Genomic DNA, 15,415 nt, shown 5'->3' with positions numbered 1-15,415 from the left:
TGCAATGCTTCTGTCTACAGATTGATTTTTGAATCGAGGACGCCATGGTCGCAGTTTCGTACGCTAACTTTGAACTAACGAATAACACTCGTCTTAGCTTTGACGTGCGTAGCGAAGAAAATAATTTTCGCTGTTTCTTCGAATTCTCGCGCCCAATAGTCATCACCGCAAAGACGCTCACCGCAACGCTAGCTATTATTTCGGGGCAGTCTTTCGACCAGATGAGCGTCGACCATGCTCTGCCTGCCCAGTGTGTCGACTTCCTTAGCCAATTTTGCCAATGCCAGCTGTCTGTCGGCTCAGCGGCCCACTCTATTACCAGCGAGGTTCCCAATGCTAAGTGCGGAAATATTGGCCTCAGTTTCTCTGGGGGCTTTGATTCCATAGCTGCCAAGGAACTGCTCGACCCAGACAAGACCATTCTTATTTCGCTGGATTTCGGGGGTAGGTTTGCCCGCGAAGCCGTCTTCTTTGATAACTTTCCCACGCTCACGGTACGAACCAACTTGGTTACCGAAAAGTTCCACCGCCATAGTTGGGCATTTATGGCCCTGGGCGCTATCTTGGCCTCCCCTACTCTGGGTCTAGATGTTCTCTCGTTCGGGTCGATCTTGGAAGCCAGCCCGCAAAATATGCTCTCGGCGGGCCCAGACATGGACACCACCAATTTCCCCGTTTTCGAATTCTTAGGACTGGATTGGTATAACCCCGCCCTCGGCATTACAGAGGTGGGCAGCGCCATCATTGCTGCCCAGACTATTCCCGACCTGCTGGACGATTCCTTAAAATCACTGGCTGAACCGGGAACTGAAAAGCTCTACCGCAAATGGGTGCTGTTGAAGCTGGCTGAACTTTTCACGGGATTGCCGCTGCAAGCTACAGAGCCCAGGAAGCCATACCCGCAGCATCGACTCCCGTTTGGGACGTCATTCGTTTCGCACCTTTTGTCTTTTTACATGCAGAAGAAATTGGGAGCACAGGTACGAGACATTTTTGTTTCGCAGATGCCCGACGAAGTCAACGACTTTATCGAGGGAGCCGATCTGACTTTCTTCGAACGTTACAATTCCAATTTCCTGCAAAAAGTACCTGCCCAATTCAGGGCAGGTCTGATTGCGCGCCTAGCTAGCTTTGGCACCTTGCCGTACACCCAGAAAGATTGGCAGGAATACCACCGTACTTTGGAACTACTCCAAAAGTATGGCCGTTAGCCTTTTTGGCTTATAATCCGCTTCAGCTGGTGCAAGATATCTGCCGAGTTGCCTGCCTCCGCCTTGTAGGTAACCTGCGCCTTATCTAAAGCCGAACCACGTTCTACTAGGGCCCAAATATCGCGCCCGGCGCCCAGGTAGTCGGCATACTTGGACGGCAAGAACGGGTTTATTGGCATAGTGTCCAGGCAGATGGCATCATTTAGCAAAAGCACGTCGCAGCCTTTACACACATTTAGAAATTCCAGGTACGGCAGGTAACCGTTTACGTAGGTAACCAGGTCGATACCGTAGGCGGTTACCAGTTCGCTGACCTCTTTGGGCTTGTTGCAGAACACGTGGAAGCGAACCTTCCGTTGCTCTTCCCGCGAGAGGTTTCGCAGGGCTACAAAGACATCGTCTAGGCCGCGGTTCTTATAAAAAGCACCAAAGTAGGCGATGTTTATATCGCCCTCAGGCATCTGGTACCTGGCTGGTACTGCATCGTAGGCGGTAGCAGGCGGCGTGGGATGGTGCCAGACTTTGGCCTTGGCCCGCACCAACTGTTGCAGCTGCGGCGGGTAATCCATGAGCATGTATTCGAGCTGGTTGTCATTGGTGAAGATCAGCTCGTCTGCAGCAAGGAACGTAGTAAGTTCAATGAGCTCGAAGTAGGAATCTTCCACCATCAATTCGGTGCCATGCTTCTTTAGGTAGCGAAGCATCATGTCCGATAGGTCATCCTTGCCGAAAGCACCTACGCGCAGGTTTCCGGTAACATCCCGGCGCAGCGGATCAGAAAACTCTGCGCTCCAGCGCACTTGAGGATGCCTGCGCTTATACAGGAAGGCAGCCACGTGCGAGGCCGCCCAGAGCGCCCTCGAATACATGGTTTCGTATCCTTCGCCGGCAGCTGCGGCCCGCTCTGCCACCGCTACGCCCTGCCGCGCAAAGGACACCGTCGGATCCCATCCGGAAAACGACACGGGAGCGGTGACTACATACCTATTTGCTATCCACCGATCCGAGATGGTGTTCAAGGAGAGATCCTTATGACGCAGTTTGGCCATGTCATTGCTGATCACGTCCGAGATGCGGCCCATATCGGCAACGACCTTCGCAGCCACGGTTGCGGACGTATCCGAAAATGGCGAGAAGCAGTAGGCAAATACCAGGTTGGTTGCCTTGCCCTTGTTGACCGTCTGCCAGGGAAAATCGAACAGGGAGCGAGCCGCCAGATCCCCCTCCAGCTTGGGGGCTAAGGCCGGATGTTCTTGCAGGTAACGCACCGCAAAACCATATTGGGAGCTGATAAGAGAATCGAGGGCACCCTGGTTATCCCGGTCCTTCACCTCTTGCAACGCGGCGACGCAATCGAGTCGGTCTTCCACGTTGAACTCGTATGAACTCTGCTGCCTGGACACGGATTCTGCCGTAATGTAACGGCGGTACGCGCAATCTTCCTGGGTTGGGAAATGGAAATGCAGTTTCTTACCCGCTAAGGCGGTGGCAAAGTAGACGACGTCCTCGCCAGAAGTCAGGTCTTCCCTGTAGCAAACCTGGCGGGCCAATTCGATCGGAACCAGCTTGCACGCATTGAAGCCGAGCATCCACGGCACCGAATCGACCGGGACGGACTTGCCGGCATTCTGCAAAATCCTCTCTGCAAGGGCATTTTCCTCGACTAATTCGGATCCCTGGTAGTTCAAGATCGGGGCAACCGGGATAATTCCGGGGCCAACCTCTTCTACCAACTGTTCCAGAAAACGCGGTTGTACCGAATCGTCCGCGTCGACGAAGGTGACAAATTCGCCTCGGGCCAGCGACAGCCCAATATTTCGCGCGTGTCCGGCGCCCGTCCGCGCCGCTCGTACCCACCGCAGGTTGGAATACTGCGGCTGCTGAGTCAAAGCCTCAAGTAGCTGCACCATGCCATCGTCGGGACCGTTTAGAACCACCACCACCTCGTAGAGGTTGTTCACCATGGACTGCACTGCCAGCGACTGCAGCGTTCGTTTCAAGGTCGCGGCCGACCGAAATGCTGGCACAATAACACTTACGAGGCACTGTGCCTCCTGGACCACCTGCTCTAGGGCCTTTTGCTCTGCACCTGCCAGAGCGTCCTCTACCCGCTTTATTTCCCGATCTAGTTGCTCATCGTCCAGTAGGATCTGGCGAAGTTCCTCGGATAGGTGTTCGTCTTTCACTTGTGTCCTCCGCGCTCCCACCACTTCAGAGTGAGCGATCCGAGTTTCGAGTTGGCCAGTGCCCTATAGCGGGCTTTTATCCTGTCATTTTCATTCTGCAGGTTCTTTATCTTTGCCACCAGGTGACCGGTTTGTTCAGCGTCCCCCTCGACCGAACTGGCAGCTACAGGAACATTGCGATGGTGGCGAACGTACTTGAGCAGGCCCAAGTAGCTGCCCGAAGATTCTGGCTTGGCTACTTCCTCACCGCCACTAGCCTGCAAGAACGCGTCTTTTGCCCATTCGTTTATGGCATCGGAATCCGTCTTTGTTCCGATCCTAAAGAGCCATCCGTCCCCCACCGGTTCGTAGCCACATACGCCGCTTTCTTGCAGCAGTTGCATCCATGCCACTAGCCACCGGTTGCGCAGCTCGACCGGCTTTCGTAGCAACACGAAACCCGCGCCGCCGCCCTGAGTCCACTCCGCCAGTTGGGGAATAGAAGCCGGATCCGAAGAAACCAAGATGACTTGGGATTCTGGGGAAGATTCTGGTAGCTCGTCCTGCCCCAACAGAGCGATGCGCGCCCCCGCCGGCAGGTGCAACTGCGCCAATTGCGGAACCGGCAGCTGCTCCAGCATAACGGTCGTGTCCTTGTCCGACGCCACAATGCTCTTGCCCATAATTACTTACCGATGTAGTTGAAGGTCTGGTCTGCCTGCAGCCCGGACAAGAATTCCGGGGTGAACTGGTCATGTCCAACCAGCACTAGGACTAGGTCATACCCCCTGCCAGGATTGGCAGTGTCCTTGAGTGTTGCCCCCTTGCCGCAGAGGATGTCTGGCAGTTCTGCGATATTCGGTTCGTAAACATCGAACTGTCCTTTGCCGCCCTCTATTAGCTCCGTCGCAATGCGAAGCGCCGGCGATTCACGCAGATCGTCAATATTCGGCTTGAAGGCTAGCCCTAGGATGGCCACCTTAGGCGCCTGCTTCCCTTCCAGAGCGGCACGCACCTGGCTTAGCACCCACTTGGGTTTCGCATCATTGACCTGGCGGGCAGTATTGATCAACCGCGAGTTCTTCCTATCGGCCGACACGATGAACCACGGATCCACCGCAATGCAGTGTCCCCCCCCCCACGCCGGGGCCAGGCCGCAAAATGTTGACCCGCGGGTGCTTGTTTGCCAGTTCGATTAGCTCCCACACGTCAATGCCCAAGTCCTGAGCAATAAGCGAGAGCTCGTTAGCAAAGGCAATGTTTACATCCCTAAAAGAGTTCTCTACCAGCTTGGCAAGTTCCGCCGTCTTCGCATCGGTAGTGTGAACGTGCCCAGCGCAGAACGTGTCGTAGACTTCCTTCGCCCTCTGCGTTGCTTCGGGAGTGAGCCCACCGATAATGCGATCGTTGGCCGTCATCTCGATCATGATGCGCCCTGGCAAAACTCGTTCCGGGGCATGGGCAAACATGACATGCCCTTCGCCCTCGCGCTTCAGGTCGGGGCGAGCAGCGAAAACCCGCTCTGCCATACGCTCGGTAGTCAGCGGCGGCGAAGTAGATTCCAGTACCACCAGTTCGTCGCCCTGCAACTGCGGAATAATCTTGTCGATGGCGGCGTCGATGTATGACAGGTCTGCTTCGTGGTCTCCCTTGAACGGGGTGGGGACGGAAATGATGTATACATCCGAGGCCGGAGTTTCCTTCTGCGCCACCAAGGCATCGGAATCAACTACCTCTTTTAGCGCGCTCTCTAACCCCTCTTCAACGAAGGGCAGCCTGCCCGCATTTACGAATTCGAGAGTACGGTCGGAAACATCTACGCCCGTTACCTTCCAGCCATTTTGAGCCAAAACAACTGCTGTGGGCAGCCCGATATATCCAAGTCCAATTACCGCAAGAGACCCTTGCTCGCGCATACTTCTACCTTCCGTACCACGACTTCATCCAAATATGCATCTAAGGAGAACAAGCACATACGTTCCTGTCGTACATGTTAGTATAATTTGGACTTGGCGTCCCTCGGAAAGAACACAAATGCCTAGGAAACACCGCATTCTGGTGGTTTACGGGACAAGGCCCGAAGCCATCAAAGTTGCCCCCATCATTCGCATACTGCGCACTTCCCCAGATTTTAAAGCAATCACTGTTTCTACGGGCCAACACAAAGAAATGTTGGATGCAGTGAACAGGCTGTTCGAGATCGAACCGGACTACGACCTGAGGGCGTTTGAAAAGGGGCAGTCGCTAAACAAGCTGTCGGCAAAGATCTTCAAACGACTAAGCCCCATTTTGGCCGAGGCCGAGCCTGATGCGGTGTTGGTGCAGGGAGATACCACCACGGTGGCAATTGCGGCCCTAGCCTCCTTCAACATGCAAATCCCCGTCATCCACTTAGAGGCCGGGCTGCGTTCTGGCGACATGTTCTCGCCATTTCCCGAAGAGGCCAACAGGAAAATCACGACGCAGGTGTCCTCGCTCAACCTGGCCCCCACCGAGGTTTCGCGCAACAATTTGCTGCGCGAGGACGTCAATCCAGACACCGTTGCCGTCGTGGGGAACACGGTAATTGACGCCCTGTTCCACGTTCTGAAAAAGCCCGTTTCCTTTGGCGAGCCGGAGCTGCAACGTATCTACGAATCTGATGCTCCCGTGCTGTTACTTACCTGCCACCGAAGGGAAAACTGGGGCAAGCCCATGGATCACGTAGGCCGGGCTGTTCACCAGCTAGCCGGGCTACTCCCCAACTGGCAGATCGTCTTCCCGGCGCACGCCAATCCGACTGTGCGCGCAACAATTGGCCCACACCTAAAGGATGACCAGAACGTATTTATCTGCGACCCGCTCAACTACAACGAGTTCTCTCATATGCAACAGCGGGCCCGGATCATCCTGTCGGACTCCGGCGGCGTCCAAGAAGAGGCTCCCGCCCTCGGCAAACCCGTGCTAGTTCTACGCGAAAACACTGAGCGCCCGGAAGCGGTCCAATCTGGCACCGTGCGGCTGATCGGCACGGATACCAAAAACATCGTCCGCGAGGTCATGCGCCTGGTAGAGCATCCAGAAAAATACGAGGAAATGGCCCAGGCGAAGAACCCCTTCGGCGATGGCAACGCCGCTTCCCTCTCGCTAATGGCTATTCGCAAGCTGCTGAAGAAGCCCATCCCCGAGGTCGAAGAAGGGCCAACCACAGTAGAGCTAAAGAAGGATTAGGGCAGCTCGGTTTTGTTTGGCCGCCCGTAGTGGCTCAGCCTAGAGTTGGCCAGCACCTCAAAGTCTGACACCGCCCAGGTATGTTTTTGCGAACCGCGCATCTGCACAAAGCCAAAACGGGAGGTAGAGAAGATCTTGCCGCCGCTGGCGCTCACATCCTTGAGCAGGGCACTATCTTCGCCCGTGGTGCGGTCGACAAAGCCCACTTCCTGGAGCAGATCACGCCGTCCGACGATCGTCGGACCGGACACGAAGCTGGTAAAGCGATGTTCCCACGGCGTAAACCGCAACACCGTTACGTCTTTAGAGGCCAGATACATGTAGTGCGCATGTTTGCCCACCAGGTCCGCCCCAGAGTAATCGGTAGCAGCTAACTGTTCTAAAAGGTAGTAGGGCGAATACAGATCGTCATCATCCATCTTCGCCACCCAATCGCCCTGGGCTACCTGAAGGATACGGTTGTAGCACTGCCCCAGGGACTCGGTGGCGGGAGCGTACAGCCAAGTCACGTCCAACCCTAATTCTTTGGCCCTCGCTACCTCTGTTCGAGACGGGGTAAACCCATGGGCCAGGATGACCGGGGCCATTTCGACCCCAACCTGCGCATGTAGGTAGTAAAGCACGTGTGCCACCTGCTCCGGCCTATTCGTCGATATCATCGGAGTCACAGTGGGCAGATGCCACTGGGCGCCCTCGAGCCCAATTGTTTGCAGCACTTGGTTTACCCGGTGCGCATAGGTGTGTTCCTGCCAAATGCGCCGCTGCGCCAAGTGCGTCATCCGCGAGCGCAGCTCCTCGTTACCTACTAGTGCCCGCAACGCGTATCCTGCCTCTTGCGAGTTGCCTACCTGCACAACCTCGTCTGGGGTGAAAAAGTTGTCGATGGCGGGCGAGGGTGCAGAAACGATTGGGGTGCCACAGGCCGATATTTCGAAGATTCTTCGCGCACACATGGAGGGCGAGGTCACTACCGAGTTGACGTTCAAAAACGCCTTATAACCGCGATAGGCGGTAAGCATCTGCGGGTAGGCAAGAGAGCCGACTACGCGCTTGTCCAGCGGGGTTGGAAACTGGTAGCGGGGGTCTCCGCCCAGGTAGCGGCTGAAGATGTCGAGCCCCTTGCTCATCCGCGGGGATACTTCGTCGGCGGCCCCCAGCAGCATCCCCATCTGGGCCCGCCGTTCCGGGAACTTGTGGGCAAAATACATGCCGGCAAAGGCAACATCGCGCCGCGGTGGTACCTTTCCCCCTGAGGACAACCGGATTGGGTTATGCACTGACGGTTGAGCGGCAAAGGGCAGCACTCCAACACGCTCGTGGCCAAGATCGGCCCGGTATTGCTCTAGCAGGGTCTGGTCGGTAGTGAAGACGTAGTCAAAGAGGCGAGCAGTAGCGATGGCCTCGTGGTAGTGGGCCGGGTCCTCTTTATTCCAGAACACTGTTGGAATGGACCGCTCCTTGCAGTAGGAAACCAGTTCCTTCAGCCTGCTAGTGGGGGTCTTGGGGCCCACAACCATGAAGCGCCATTTGTCCGAATTGCCGTGCCAGGCAGATTCGACAAACAGCAAGTCAATCTTCTTCCCTTCCAGCTGCTCGCGGAAGCCGCCGGGGCTGACTGGGATCTGGTTCCATTCAAAACGCAGGGCCAGATCGGAAAACTCGTCTAGGATTACCGCCGCAGTTACCTGGTGGCGCGCTGCCTCAGGGGTAGGGATAGGCCAGGAACCAAAGCTCACTGCTTTCCCACCAGCGCTCTTGTCACTAGGAGCGCTCTTGGGAGCCGGCTTTATGTTGATAGCGCGTTGGCGGAGCCGGTGTTCCTTCAGCTGAGCAATCCCGCCGTGACGCAGGTGCCAAAGTTCTTTTCTAAACTCGCTGAGAGCCATTAGTTCACCCTCTTGGAGAGGGCAGGAATCCCCGCTCCAGCATTTTTCAGATAATCCGGAAGCCGGTCTTGAGCCCACGCCTTGGTCAGCGGCTCCAGCGCCTCCATGTCTAGATTGACTATAGATTGCCCGTCCTCGGACATCCCAGTACCGGTAAATGGAGCCGTAATGAAGGTGACGTTCTTAGGGCGAACGCCCCTGGCATCCTTCGCCAGCGAGAGCAGTTCCGTGGTGCCAAGCCCTTCGTCTACCGTCATATCTTTAGATGCTGTTTGGATTAGTTGCAGCGATTTCGAGGGCGAAGAGAGCACGTCCTCGGAGAAAATGCCAGACATGATCGCCCTCATCCACGCCTGCTGCCGCTTCACCCGGTCAAAGTCACCGCCCGGCAAAGACTTGCGTTCCCGCACAAAAGCAAGCGCCTCTTCGCCATTCATCTGCTGGGGCCCCTGAGTAGTTTCGATAGTTACCGTACCCAGGGCATCGGTCAGGGCCGAGAAGGTTTGAAAGTTCACGATAGCGAAATGGTCGATAGGCACGCCCGTCAGCCGCTGCACCGTATCAATGGCCAGCGACGGCCCCCCGTAGGCAAAGGCCGCATTGATTTTGGCCTTGCCGTGGCCCGGAATATCCACCCAGGAGTCACGCGGTATTGACATCACCGTGACCGTGTTATGCCGGCGCGAGAACTGCACCAGCATCATCGCATCGGTCCGCGCTCCCCCCAGCGCCCAGCTGTCCTGATTCGAAGCGTCCAGGCGCACGTCAGAGCCCAGCACTAAGAAGTTAGTAGCGCCCTCGGCTGCAGACTTCGAAATAGAGGGGGCCTTTACCTTCACATGTTGCATATTCCCGGTAACCGAGTGAGACAGCCAGAAAAATAGGCCCACGCATGCAAGAAGGATGACCAGTGCCACCACCGCCAGCACCCTTAGGATCCGGTGAGGCTTCGAAGTGTTTACCCCATGCGAAGTTGGCATAGTCCCTCCTGTTTCGGCTTGCGCCTAGCAACCGTATACTTGCGTCCAGAATATAGTAATTCGGACTGCATTAGATACACTCGTAAAGGTAGTTATTCCCCCGCCCCATCGATCAGATCGCCAATGCAAATCTTAGTTCTTTCTCAACTCTGGGATCCCGAAGAAGGGATCTCGCAAAGGCGTGCCAACAAACTAACCCAGACCCTTCTAGAGGCGGGTCACGACGTCACAGTGGTGGCTTCCCCGCCCCACTACCCCGGGGGCAAGCTCCTTTCTTCGGCTCCAGCACACCAACCCCACGCTTTTGAACAGGTGAGCGCCCACTACCGCATTTACCGGAGCGCATTTCGCGAACACGACTTCTCGTTGCCCTCACGGATCGCCGACCAGGCAGTATTCCTAGCGTCGGCATTGAAAATAGCGCTCGGCCTCTGCCGCAAAAACCACTATGACCTGCTAATCTCCACCGCCCCTCCCATTCCCAACCTCTTCGTGCAACGCCTCCTGGCCGACCTCTTCAAAATCCCCACACTCATAGACCTGCGCGATGCCTGGCCCGACCTACTGGACTACTTGGGGGAAGGAAACACCCCCACGACTGTGGCGGCAAAACTGCGCGCCAAAGTAATGACCGCGCTCGGCGAAATCACCAAGCTAGCAATGGGATGGTGCATCAAAGGCGCCGGCGCCATTACGGTCACGTCAGCCGAATACGGCAACCGGCTCGCCTCCCGCACCAAAGCCAAAGTACTAGTCGTCTACAACACGCTCGACCTGCCCACACAGGTACTGCAGAACACCAACCTACCCGACGACGAGCTGCACGTACTGTATGCGGGAAACATTGGTCGCGCCCAGGGGCTAGGAACCGCCCTCGACGCGCTGCGAATCCTGCAACGCCAAGGCGAAAACGTCCGCCTGCGTCTTATTGGCGGCGGCGCCCACCTCCCCACTCTGCGACGCAGAGCCAAACAGGCGAACCTGCCCGTAGAATTCGTTCGCAGAATTTCCCGCGAAGAACTGGGAAAGCACTTCGAATGGGCACACACGGCACTAGTAACTCTACGAGACTGGAACCCCCTGCGCACCACCATCCCCTCGAAGCTCTTCGACGGACTTCACCGCGGCATTCACCTAACTGTCAGCGCAGATGGTGAACCAGCAGCGATCGTTACCGCCGCGAGCGCCGGGGCGGCAGCCCCCGCCAACGATCCGCAAGCACTGGCCGCCCTCTGGCGCGATCTATTACACCATCCGCACCGTCTGCAGGTGGATGGGGCTGGTCGCAAGTGGATTGCCGAGCACGCTTCTCCCATGGCGCAAGCACGGAGTTATCTGCGCGCCGTCGACCATGCCGTGAACAACAACACTTACCTTCTAAAGCGTTGGCGGAAGCGCAAGTAGACGCCGTAGCGAGCGGTTGAGCTGCCTATAGAATTCGGGTACATAGTGGTAGGGTCCCCGCCCCCACTTGTGCTCCGGATCAGCCACCAGCATGGAGGCATCGTAGTCAATGAATTGCACCGAGGGCGTCAGCCGTCTTACCCGGGCGTAGGTGCGTCTTAGCACAGAATTTGCCCACCGGATCGTTTTTCCATTCGCAAGGTTTTTCCCGGCAGAGTCCGTGGTAGCCCAATAGGCGCGATTTACAATGACTTTACCGCCTGGGGCAGCCGCGACAAGCCGTTTCCAGGCCGGTTCAAATGCCGCCCAGTACCTCTTGGAATCCCAATTCACTCGGTCGTATTTGGCCGCATCGAGGCCGGCCCGTTGCAGTTCATTCGAATACGTAAAGTATCCGCCCTCGCCTTTGAGCAGGGGAAAGCGTTCGTCTACAAAATCTACAAGCAGGCAGGCAGCATGCGAATTGGCGAGCACCCCCGCCGCGGAACGCGCCAAGTCATCGTGTGCCACGCGCCGCTGAAATTGCGACGGGTTGGCCGCCAGGTCTGTGCCCGCCAGTCCGCTAGGTTCCAGGTCGAAGGCGGACGCGACGGACGAGCGGGCGTAATAGTTACCCAGCGATAGGGCTCCCGAGTATTCAAAGGCGTCCCGACTTACGCACGAACCGAACACATCAACCTTCTGGTTCTGCCCGTCCAGGCGCAGGAACGAGGGCGCCCGCCCTCCCTTGTTCACAAAGGTCACCTGCACGTTGTGGCCGGCCTTGTCTGGGCACGAAAACTTGGCAGTAAACGTGGACTCTGCGGCAGGTAGCAGCGCCATTTCTTTCCCGGCAGGTACTGTCAGGAAGACGCGCTGGCTATCGGGGACCAGTAACTGCCCACTTACTATGCCTTCGCCGGCCTCGTTCACCCGGACGCTGGCTTGCAGCCGCGAGCACAGGTAGCTGAAGGGGCCCAGCCCCGTTTTGGGGGCGTAGACGGTGTTATGCAGGCTGAGGGCACGCGGGTGCGCCCCCAAAAAGTTAGCCAGCTGCAATTCACCCTCCAAGCTTTCCGTGGCTACAGGCAGACACCCATTGGGTATGATCGGTGCTATGCACCAACTGCCGCTGCCCGATGAAGTTAAGACCTGGTTGAATAACCAGCTTACCGAAATGACCGGGCGCGCGGCAGCAAAGAGGGCAGATACCTCTTATTTGTGCGGCAAAAGAGTACTGGTGACCGGGGCCGGCGGATCGATCGGCGCCGAACTAGTTCGCCAGCTAGCGCCGCTGCCCCTGGCCGAATTGGTGATGCTAGACAGGGACGAATCTGCCCTGCATTCACTGCAACTGGCCCTGCACGGGCGAGCCCTCCTTACCAGCGACGAGCTGGCCCTTTGTTCCATCCGCGACAGGGAGGCACTCCACCAGGTATTTGCCGCGCACCGCCCTCAAGTCGTCTTTCACGCCGCCGCCCTCAAACACCTTCCCCTACTGCAAAAATTCCCGGCCGAAGCCTACAAAACGAACACGCTGGGCACCGCCAACGTGCTGGAGGCGGCGCAAGGGGCCGAACGATTCGTAAACATCTCGACTGACAAGGCGGCCCAGCCCACCTCCGCGCTAGGCTGCTCAAAGCAGCTAGCGGAACGACTCACTGCACACTACGGCAAAGGAAAAGCCTACGCGTCGGTGCGTTTTGGCAACCTTCTTGCCTCCCGAGGTTCGGTAGTGCATTCGCTGTACTACCAGATCATGCAAGGTGGCCCGGTTACAATCACCGATCCAAAAGTAGAACGCTTCTTCATGTCCCTGCCACAGGCCTGCAACCTAATGCTTGAAGCCGGAGGGCGAGGCCGCAACGGGCAAGTGCTAGTGATGGATATGGGCAAGCAGGTCCCAGTGTTGACTTTGGCCCAAAAACTTATGGATTACCTGGGCCGTTCGGTGCCGGTTGAGTACACCGGGTTACGCGAGGGCGAAAAACTTTCCGAATCCCTGTTTGGACCCGACGAACACCCCACCGCCGGGCCTACTAAGCAACTGAGCGCACTGGCCGTGCCTGCGCTAGCTCCGGCGGATCTTTAGTACCAGTTCACTGCCTGGGAGTGGCTCCACGCCCCGCACGGGTTACCGTAGCGCCCGGCAATATAACCAAGCCCCCACTTGATCTGGGTTGCCGGGTTAGTCTGCCAGTCTTCGCCAGCAGCAGCCATCTTAGAACCGGGCAGCGACTGCGGAATACCGTATGCGCCCGAGGACGCATTTTCGGCATTGACGTCCCAGTGCGATTCCTTGTTCCAAAGGTTAATGAGGCAGGCGGTCTGATCTGCACCCCAGCCTCGCTCAGCAACCATTGAAGCGGCGATACGCTGCGCGTCTTCGGGGGTAGCCTGCCCCTCTCCCGCGCGCTTCAGCACGTCCTCGTCCACACCTTCAGGTGCTGGCTTGGTGCCTACCTGCACGATTTCCTTCACCGGATCGGCAGTCTTTTCTTCTGCCAGCTTGGCGGAATGAACTTCCTTGCCATTGTGCTTTTCGAAGTAGATCGAAGTGGCAATGTTGCCCTTCTTCCCCTTCTGCACAACTTTCTTCGTGCCCACGTAGGCTTCGGGGTCGGGCTTTTCTTCAGTCTGGAAGTCGATCGCCTTATTTTCGACGCGAGTGCCACGCTCTACCCGCGTGACCGCAATAGTGACCTTGCCGTCTGCGTATTCGGCCTGCACCTGGTCTAGCGGGGACACCTTGACCCCGGCCTGTTCCAAGACCGCGGAAGCATCCGCCCCAGAAGGAGCCTCGACCGCTTTAGTTTGCCCGTCCACGGCAATGGTCACTGCCTGTTCTTCAGATACTAGCGGCATCGCTTTAGCGCTCTCGGAAGAACGCGATACTGCCACCCGCACCTTTTTGTCGGTGGCCGCCAGTGCCTTCGCCGCATCCCCTGTCGAGGGCGCAGCCACCATCGCCTGCTTCGGCGTCGGGTCCGCAGCGCGAGAGTACGAAACCGGGCGGGCCGAGGTTACAGAAACGATCTCGCCCTCGCCCAAAGATGCTCCCCTGGCGGGACTCACCTTGTCGTAGCGGGATGTCTTTACCCCCGCCACGCGCAAAGCATCGGTTACGGATTGGGAATACATCGCCACTGGGCGTTTCACTCCGTCGACAGACACGTAGACGTTGCGGTAGCTGGAGGCTACAGCAGTCCCTGCCGTCGCGATCATAGCGAGGGCGGCAGCAGATGCTACCAGCGCGGGAGTGCGTACCGAGGGGGCTGATTTGCCAAAGAATACCTCGGACCGTGAAGCCTTCGCGGCGTGCTTACCCAATTTTTCCTACCTTAATCCCAAGGATGCGGCGCAGCCGGGCCACTGTCCCCAGCCAGCCTGCTGCTGTAGTTTCTGCGCCCTCATAGTCTGTTCCGCGGCAGAAGCATCGGAGGGAAGTCCGCTTCCACCCATAGCCTGCCACGTCTGTGCGGTGAACTGGTACAGCCCGTAGAAGCCATTTCCGGTGTTAGTAGCCGGGTTACCGCCGGATTCACACTGAGCTAGCTGTGCCCATACTCCAGCGGGAGCGGAACCGGTGCCCCTACCCGGACGAGCAGAAGATTCCTGGTCCTTCGAATCGGAATCGGTGCCCTCATCAGTATCTTCGGTCTTGTCTTTAGCAGGCTTTTCCTTGGTGCCGACGTGCACCACCTCTTCGACCATTTCCTGAGTCTTCTTTTTACCTAGCGGAGTTTCGTGTACAACCTTGCCGTTTTCGGTGATCCGGTAGGTAGTTTTCTGAGTGACCTCGTCCTTGCCTTCCTGGGCCACCTTCGTTTCGCCCTTCGGCAGGTTCGGATCTTCGACCTTCTTGATCGTGTGCTTCTTAGTTACCTTGTCCTCGGCCACGGTACCCCGCTTGACGCGAGTGACGGTAATGGTCGGACCGTCCTCGCCAGCCTTGACCTGAGTCTTATCTAGCGGAGACACCTTCACCTTGGCGGCCGCAAGCACCTGGTCAACAGTCTGGCCGGCCTTGACAGCCACCTGCTTCTTGGCGTGTCCATCCTGGATACTGACGCGAGTGTCCTGGGCAGAAACGGGCAGCGGCTCAGAGGTATTGGAAGGACGCTTGGCGCTGACAGCACCATTGGACTGATCTGCCGACACCTGCGCGATAGAGCTAGCCGCCGACTTTACCTGCTGACGGCCTTGCCCTTTATCTACAGTGAAGTTCTTGGCCCGGCGCACCTGAATCTGAGTGCCGTTTGCAACCTGGCTCGGCCGAGCAGGGCTGACTGCATCGGCACTGCCTACCTGCACTCCCGCGTCTGCCAGCACTTCGTGGACGTTGCTCCCCCAGGTGGACACAGGACGAGTTACCCCGTCTACTGCTACCGATACCTGCTTGTGGCCCACCGCTACTGCCGTAGCAGCAGTACCGACAACGGCCAGAGAAGCTACCGCCGCGCTAGCAGCTGCACGCTTGAAGAGTTTGGAGTCAGTCATAGGTTCCTTAGATCGACGACAAAAGTTTATCGAACGTATACGATCGTAACCATTTCGTGACATTACGTCTACGTGAATCT

13 protein-coding genes are annotated in these 15,415 nt (G+C 57.3%); 4 read left to right on the top strand and 9 right to left on the bottom strand.

Annotated elements, in window-relative coordinates; genetic code table 11:
• Nucleotides 1-44 precede the first annotated feature (44 nt).
• Nucleotides 45-1,211 (top strand): hypothetical protein, encoded by a 1,167-nt coding sequence (locus tag AC1EKG_RS02680; RefSeq protein ID WP_481067726.1) that lies wholly within the window; start codon nt 45-47, stop codon nt 1,209-1,211.
• Here AC1EKG_RS02680 and AC1EKG_RS02675 read toward each other — a convergent pair.
• The 4 genes from AC1EKG_RS02675 to AC1EKG_RS02660 are packed head-to-tail and all read right to left on the bottom strand — an operon-like array spanning nt 1,208 to nt 5,292.
• Nucleotides 1,208-3,397 carry a glycosyltransferase gene (locus AC1EKG_RS02675; RefSeq protein ID WP_004805653.1) on the bottom strand — a complete coding sequence of 730 codons (2,190 nt, stop codon included), beginning with the start codon at nt 3,395-3,397 and terminating at the stop codon, nt 1,208-1,210. The two genes, AC1EKG_RS02680 and AC1EKG_RS02675, sit on opposite strands and share 4 nt — an antisense overlap.
• Nucleotides 3,394-4,059, bottom strand: a complete 666-nt coding sequence (locus tag AC1EKG_RS02670) for a hypothetical protein (RefSeq protein ID WP_004805651.1) — start codon at nt 4,057-4,059, stop codon at nt 3,394-3,396. The genes AC1EKG_RS02675 and AC1EKG_RS02670 overlap by 4 nt, the downstream gene beginning before the upstream one ends.
• Nucleotides 4,060-4,061: 2 nt before the next feature.
• On the bottom strand, nt 4,062-4,493 hold the full coding sequence (locus tag AC1EKG_RS02665; RefSeq protein ID WP_004805650.1) for a UDP binding domain-containing protein: 432 nt from the start codon (nt 4,491-4,493) through the stop codon (nt 4,062-4,064).
• Nucleotides 4,462-5,292 (bottom strand): nucleotide sugar dehydrogenase, encoded by an 831-nt coding sequence (locus tag AC1EKG_RS02660; protein WP_481067724.1) that lies wholly within the window; start codon nt 5,290-5,292, stop codon nt 4,462-4,464. The genes AC1EKG_RS02665 and AC1EKG_RS02660 overlap by 32 nt, the downstream gene beginning before the upstream one ends.
• A 118-nt stretch (nt 5,293-5,410) precedes the next feature.
• Here AC1EKG_RS02660 and wecB point away from each other — a divergent pair, with 118 nt between their 5' ends.
• Complete coding sequence (wecB, locus tag AC1EKG_RS02655; RefSeq protein ID WP_070425048.1) at nt 5,411-6,586, top strand: non-hydrolyzing UDP-N-acetylglucosamine 2-epimerase; 1,176 nt, start codon at nt 5,411-5,413, stop codon at nt 6,584-6,586.
• On the opposite strand, the gene AC1EKG_RS02650 is transcribed toward wecB, so the two are convergent.
• Nucleotides 6,583-8,472: a glycosyltransferase family protein gene (locus AC1EKG_RS02650; protein WP_004805644.1), complete on the bottom strand. Its 1,890-nt coding sequence runs from the start codon at nt 8,470-8,472 to the stop codon at nt 6,583-6,585. The two genes, wecB and AC1EKG_RS02650, sit on opposite strands and share 4 nt — an antisense overlap.
• Nucleotides 8,472-9,452 (bottom strand): LCP family protein, encoded by a 981-nt coding sequence (locus tag AC1EKG_RS02645; protein ID WP_004805643.1) that lies wholly within the window; start codon nt 9,450-9,452, stop codon nt 8,472-8,474. Before AC1EKG_RS02645 ends, AC1EKG_RS02650 begins: the two co-directional genes overlap by 1 nt.
• Nucleotides 9,453-9,575: 123 nt before the next feature.
• Between AC1EKG_RS02645 and AC1EKG_RS02640 the strand changes: the two genes are divergently transcribed.
• Nucleotides 9,576-10,856: a glycosyltransferase family 4 protein gene (locus tag AC1EKG_RS02640; RefSeq protein ID WP_004805640.1), complete on the top strand. Its 1,281-nt coding sequence runs from the start codon at nt 9,576-9,578 to the stop codon at nt 10,854-10,856.
• Here the strand turns inward: AC1EKG_RS02640 and AC1EKG_RS02635 are convergent.
• On the bottom strand, nt 10,830-11,894 hold the full coding sequence (locus AC1EKG_RS02635) for a DUF6270 domain-containing protein (protein WP_004805638.1): 1,065 nt from the start codon (nt 11,892-11,894) through the stop codon (nt 10,830-10,832). The genes AC1EKG_RS02640 and AC1EKG_RS02635 overlap by 27 nt on opposite strands.
• 58 nt (nt 11,895-11,952) lie before the next feature.
• On the opposite strand from AC1EKG_RS02635, the gene AC1EKG_RS02630 reads away from it, so the two are divergent.
• Complete coding sequence (locus AC1EKG_RS02630) at nt 11,953-12,927, top strand: polysaccharide biosynthesis protein (RefSeq protein ID WP_196793448.1); 975 nt, start codon at nt 11,953-11,955, stop codon at nt 12,925-12,927.
• Here the strand turns inward: AC1EKG_RS02630 and AC1EKG_RS02625 are convergent.
• Together AC1EKG_RS02625 and AC1EKG_RS02620 are read right to left on the bottom strand one after the other, a co-directional pair.
• Entirely contained in the window at nt 12,924-14,165 is a 1,242-nt protein-coding gene (locus AC1EKG_RS02625; RefSeq protein ID WP_004805634.1) for an aggregation-promoting factor C-terminal-like domain-containing protein, read from the bottom strand. The genes AC1EKG_RS02630 and AC1EKG_RS02625 overlap by 4 nt on opposite strands.
• Nucleotides 14,166-14,171: 6 nt before the next feature.
• Nucleotides 14,172-15,335 carry a transglycosylase family protein gene (locus AC1EKG_RS02620; protein WP_481067722.1) on the bottom strand — a complete coding sequence of 388 codons (1,164 nt, stop codon included), beginning with the start codon at nt 15,333-15,335 and terminating at the stop codon, nt 14,172-14,174.
• Between the last annotated feature and the right edge of the window lie 80 nt (nt 15,336-15,415).

It is taken from the genome of Winkia sp. C0117E2, assembly GCF_056590455.1.
This window is presented reverse-complemented; position numbering and strand designations above follow the sequence as displayed.

Bases quoted from the DNA above. Each gene is read 5' to 3' on its own strand.
- AC1EKG_RS02680 (WP_481067726.1), top strand. From the start codon at position 45: ATGGTCGCAGTTTCGTACGCTAACTTTGAACTAACGAATAACACTCGT.
- AC1EKG_RS02670 (WP_004805651.1), bottom strand. From the start codon at position 4,059: ATGGGCAAGAGCATTGTGGCGTCGGACAAGGACACGACCGTTATGCTG.
- AC1EKG_RS02660 (WP_481067724.1), bottom strand. From the start codon at position 5,292: ATGCGCGAGCAAGGGTCTCTTGCGGTAATTGGACTTGGATATATCGGG.
- wecB (WP_070425048.1), top strand. From the start codon at position 5,411: ATGCCTAGGAAACACCGCATTCTGGTGGTTTACGGGACAAGGCCCGAA.
- AC1EKG_RS02650 (WP_004805644.1), bottom strand. From the start codon at position 8,472: ATGGCTCTCAGCGAGTTTAGAAAAGAACTTTGGCACCTGCGTCACGGC.
- AC1EKG_RS02645 (WP_004805643.1), bottom strand. From the start codon at position 9,452: ATGCCAACTTCGCATGGGGTAAACACTTCGAAGCCTCACCGGATCCTA.
- AC1EKG_RS02640 (WP_004805640.1), top strand. From the start codon at position 9,576: ATGCAAATCTTAGTTCTTTCTCAACTCTGGGATCCCGAAGAAGGGATC.
- AC1EKG_RS02630 (WP_196793448.1), top strand. From the start codon at position 11,953: ATGCACCAACTGCCGCTGCCCGATGAAGTTAAGACCTGGTTGAATAAC.
- AC1EKG_RS02620 (WP_481067722.1), bottom strand. From the start codon at position 15,335: ATGACTGACTCCAAACTCTTCAAGCGTGCAGCTGCTAGCGCGGCGGTA.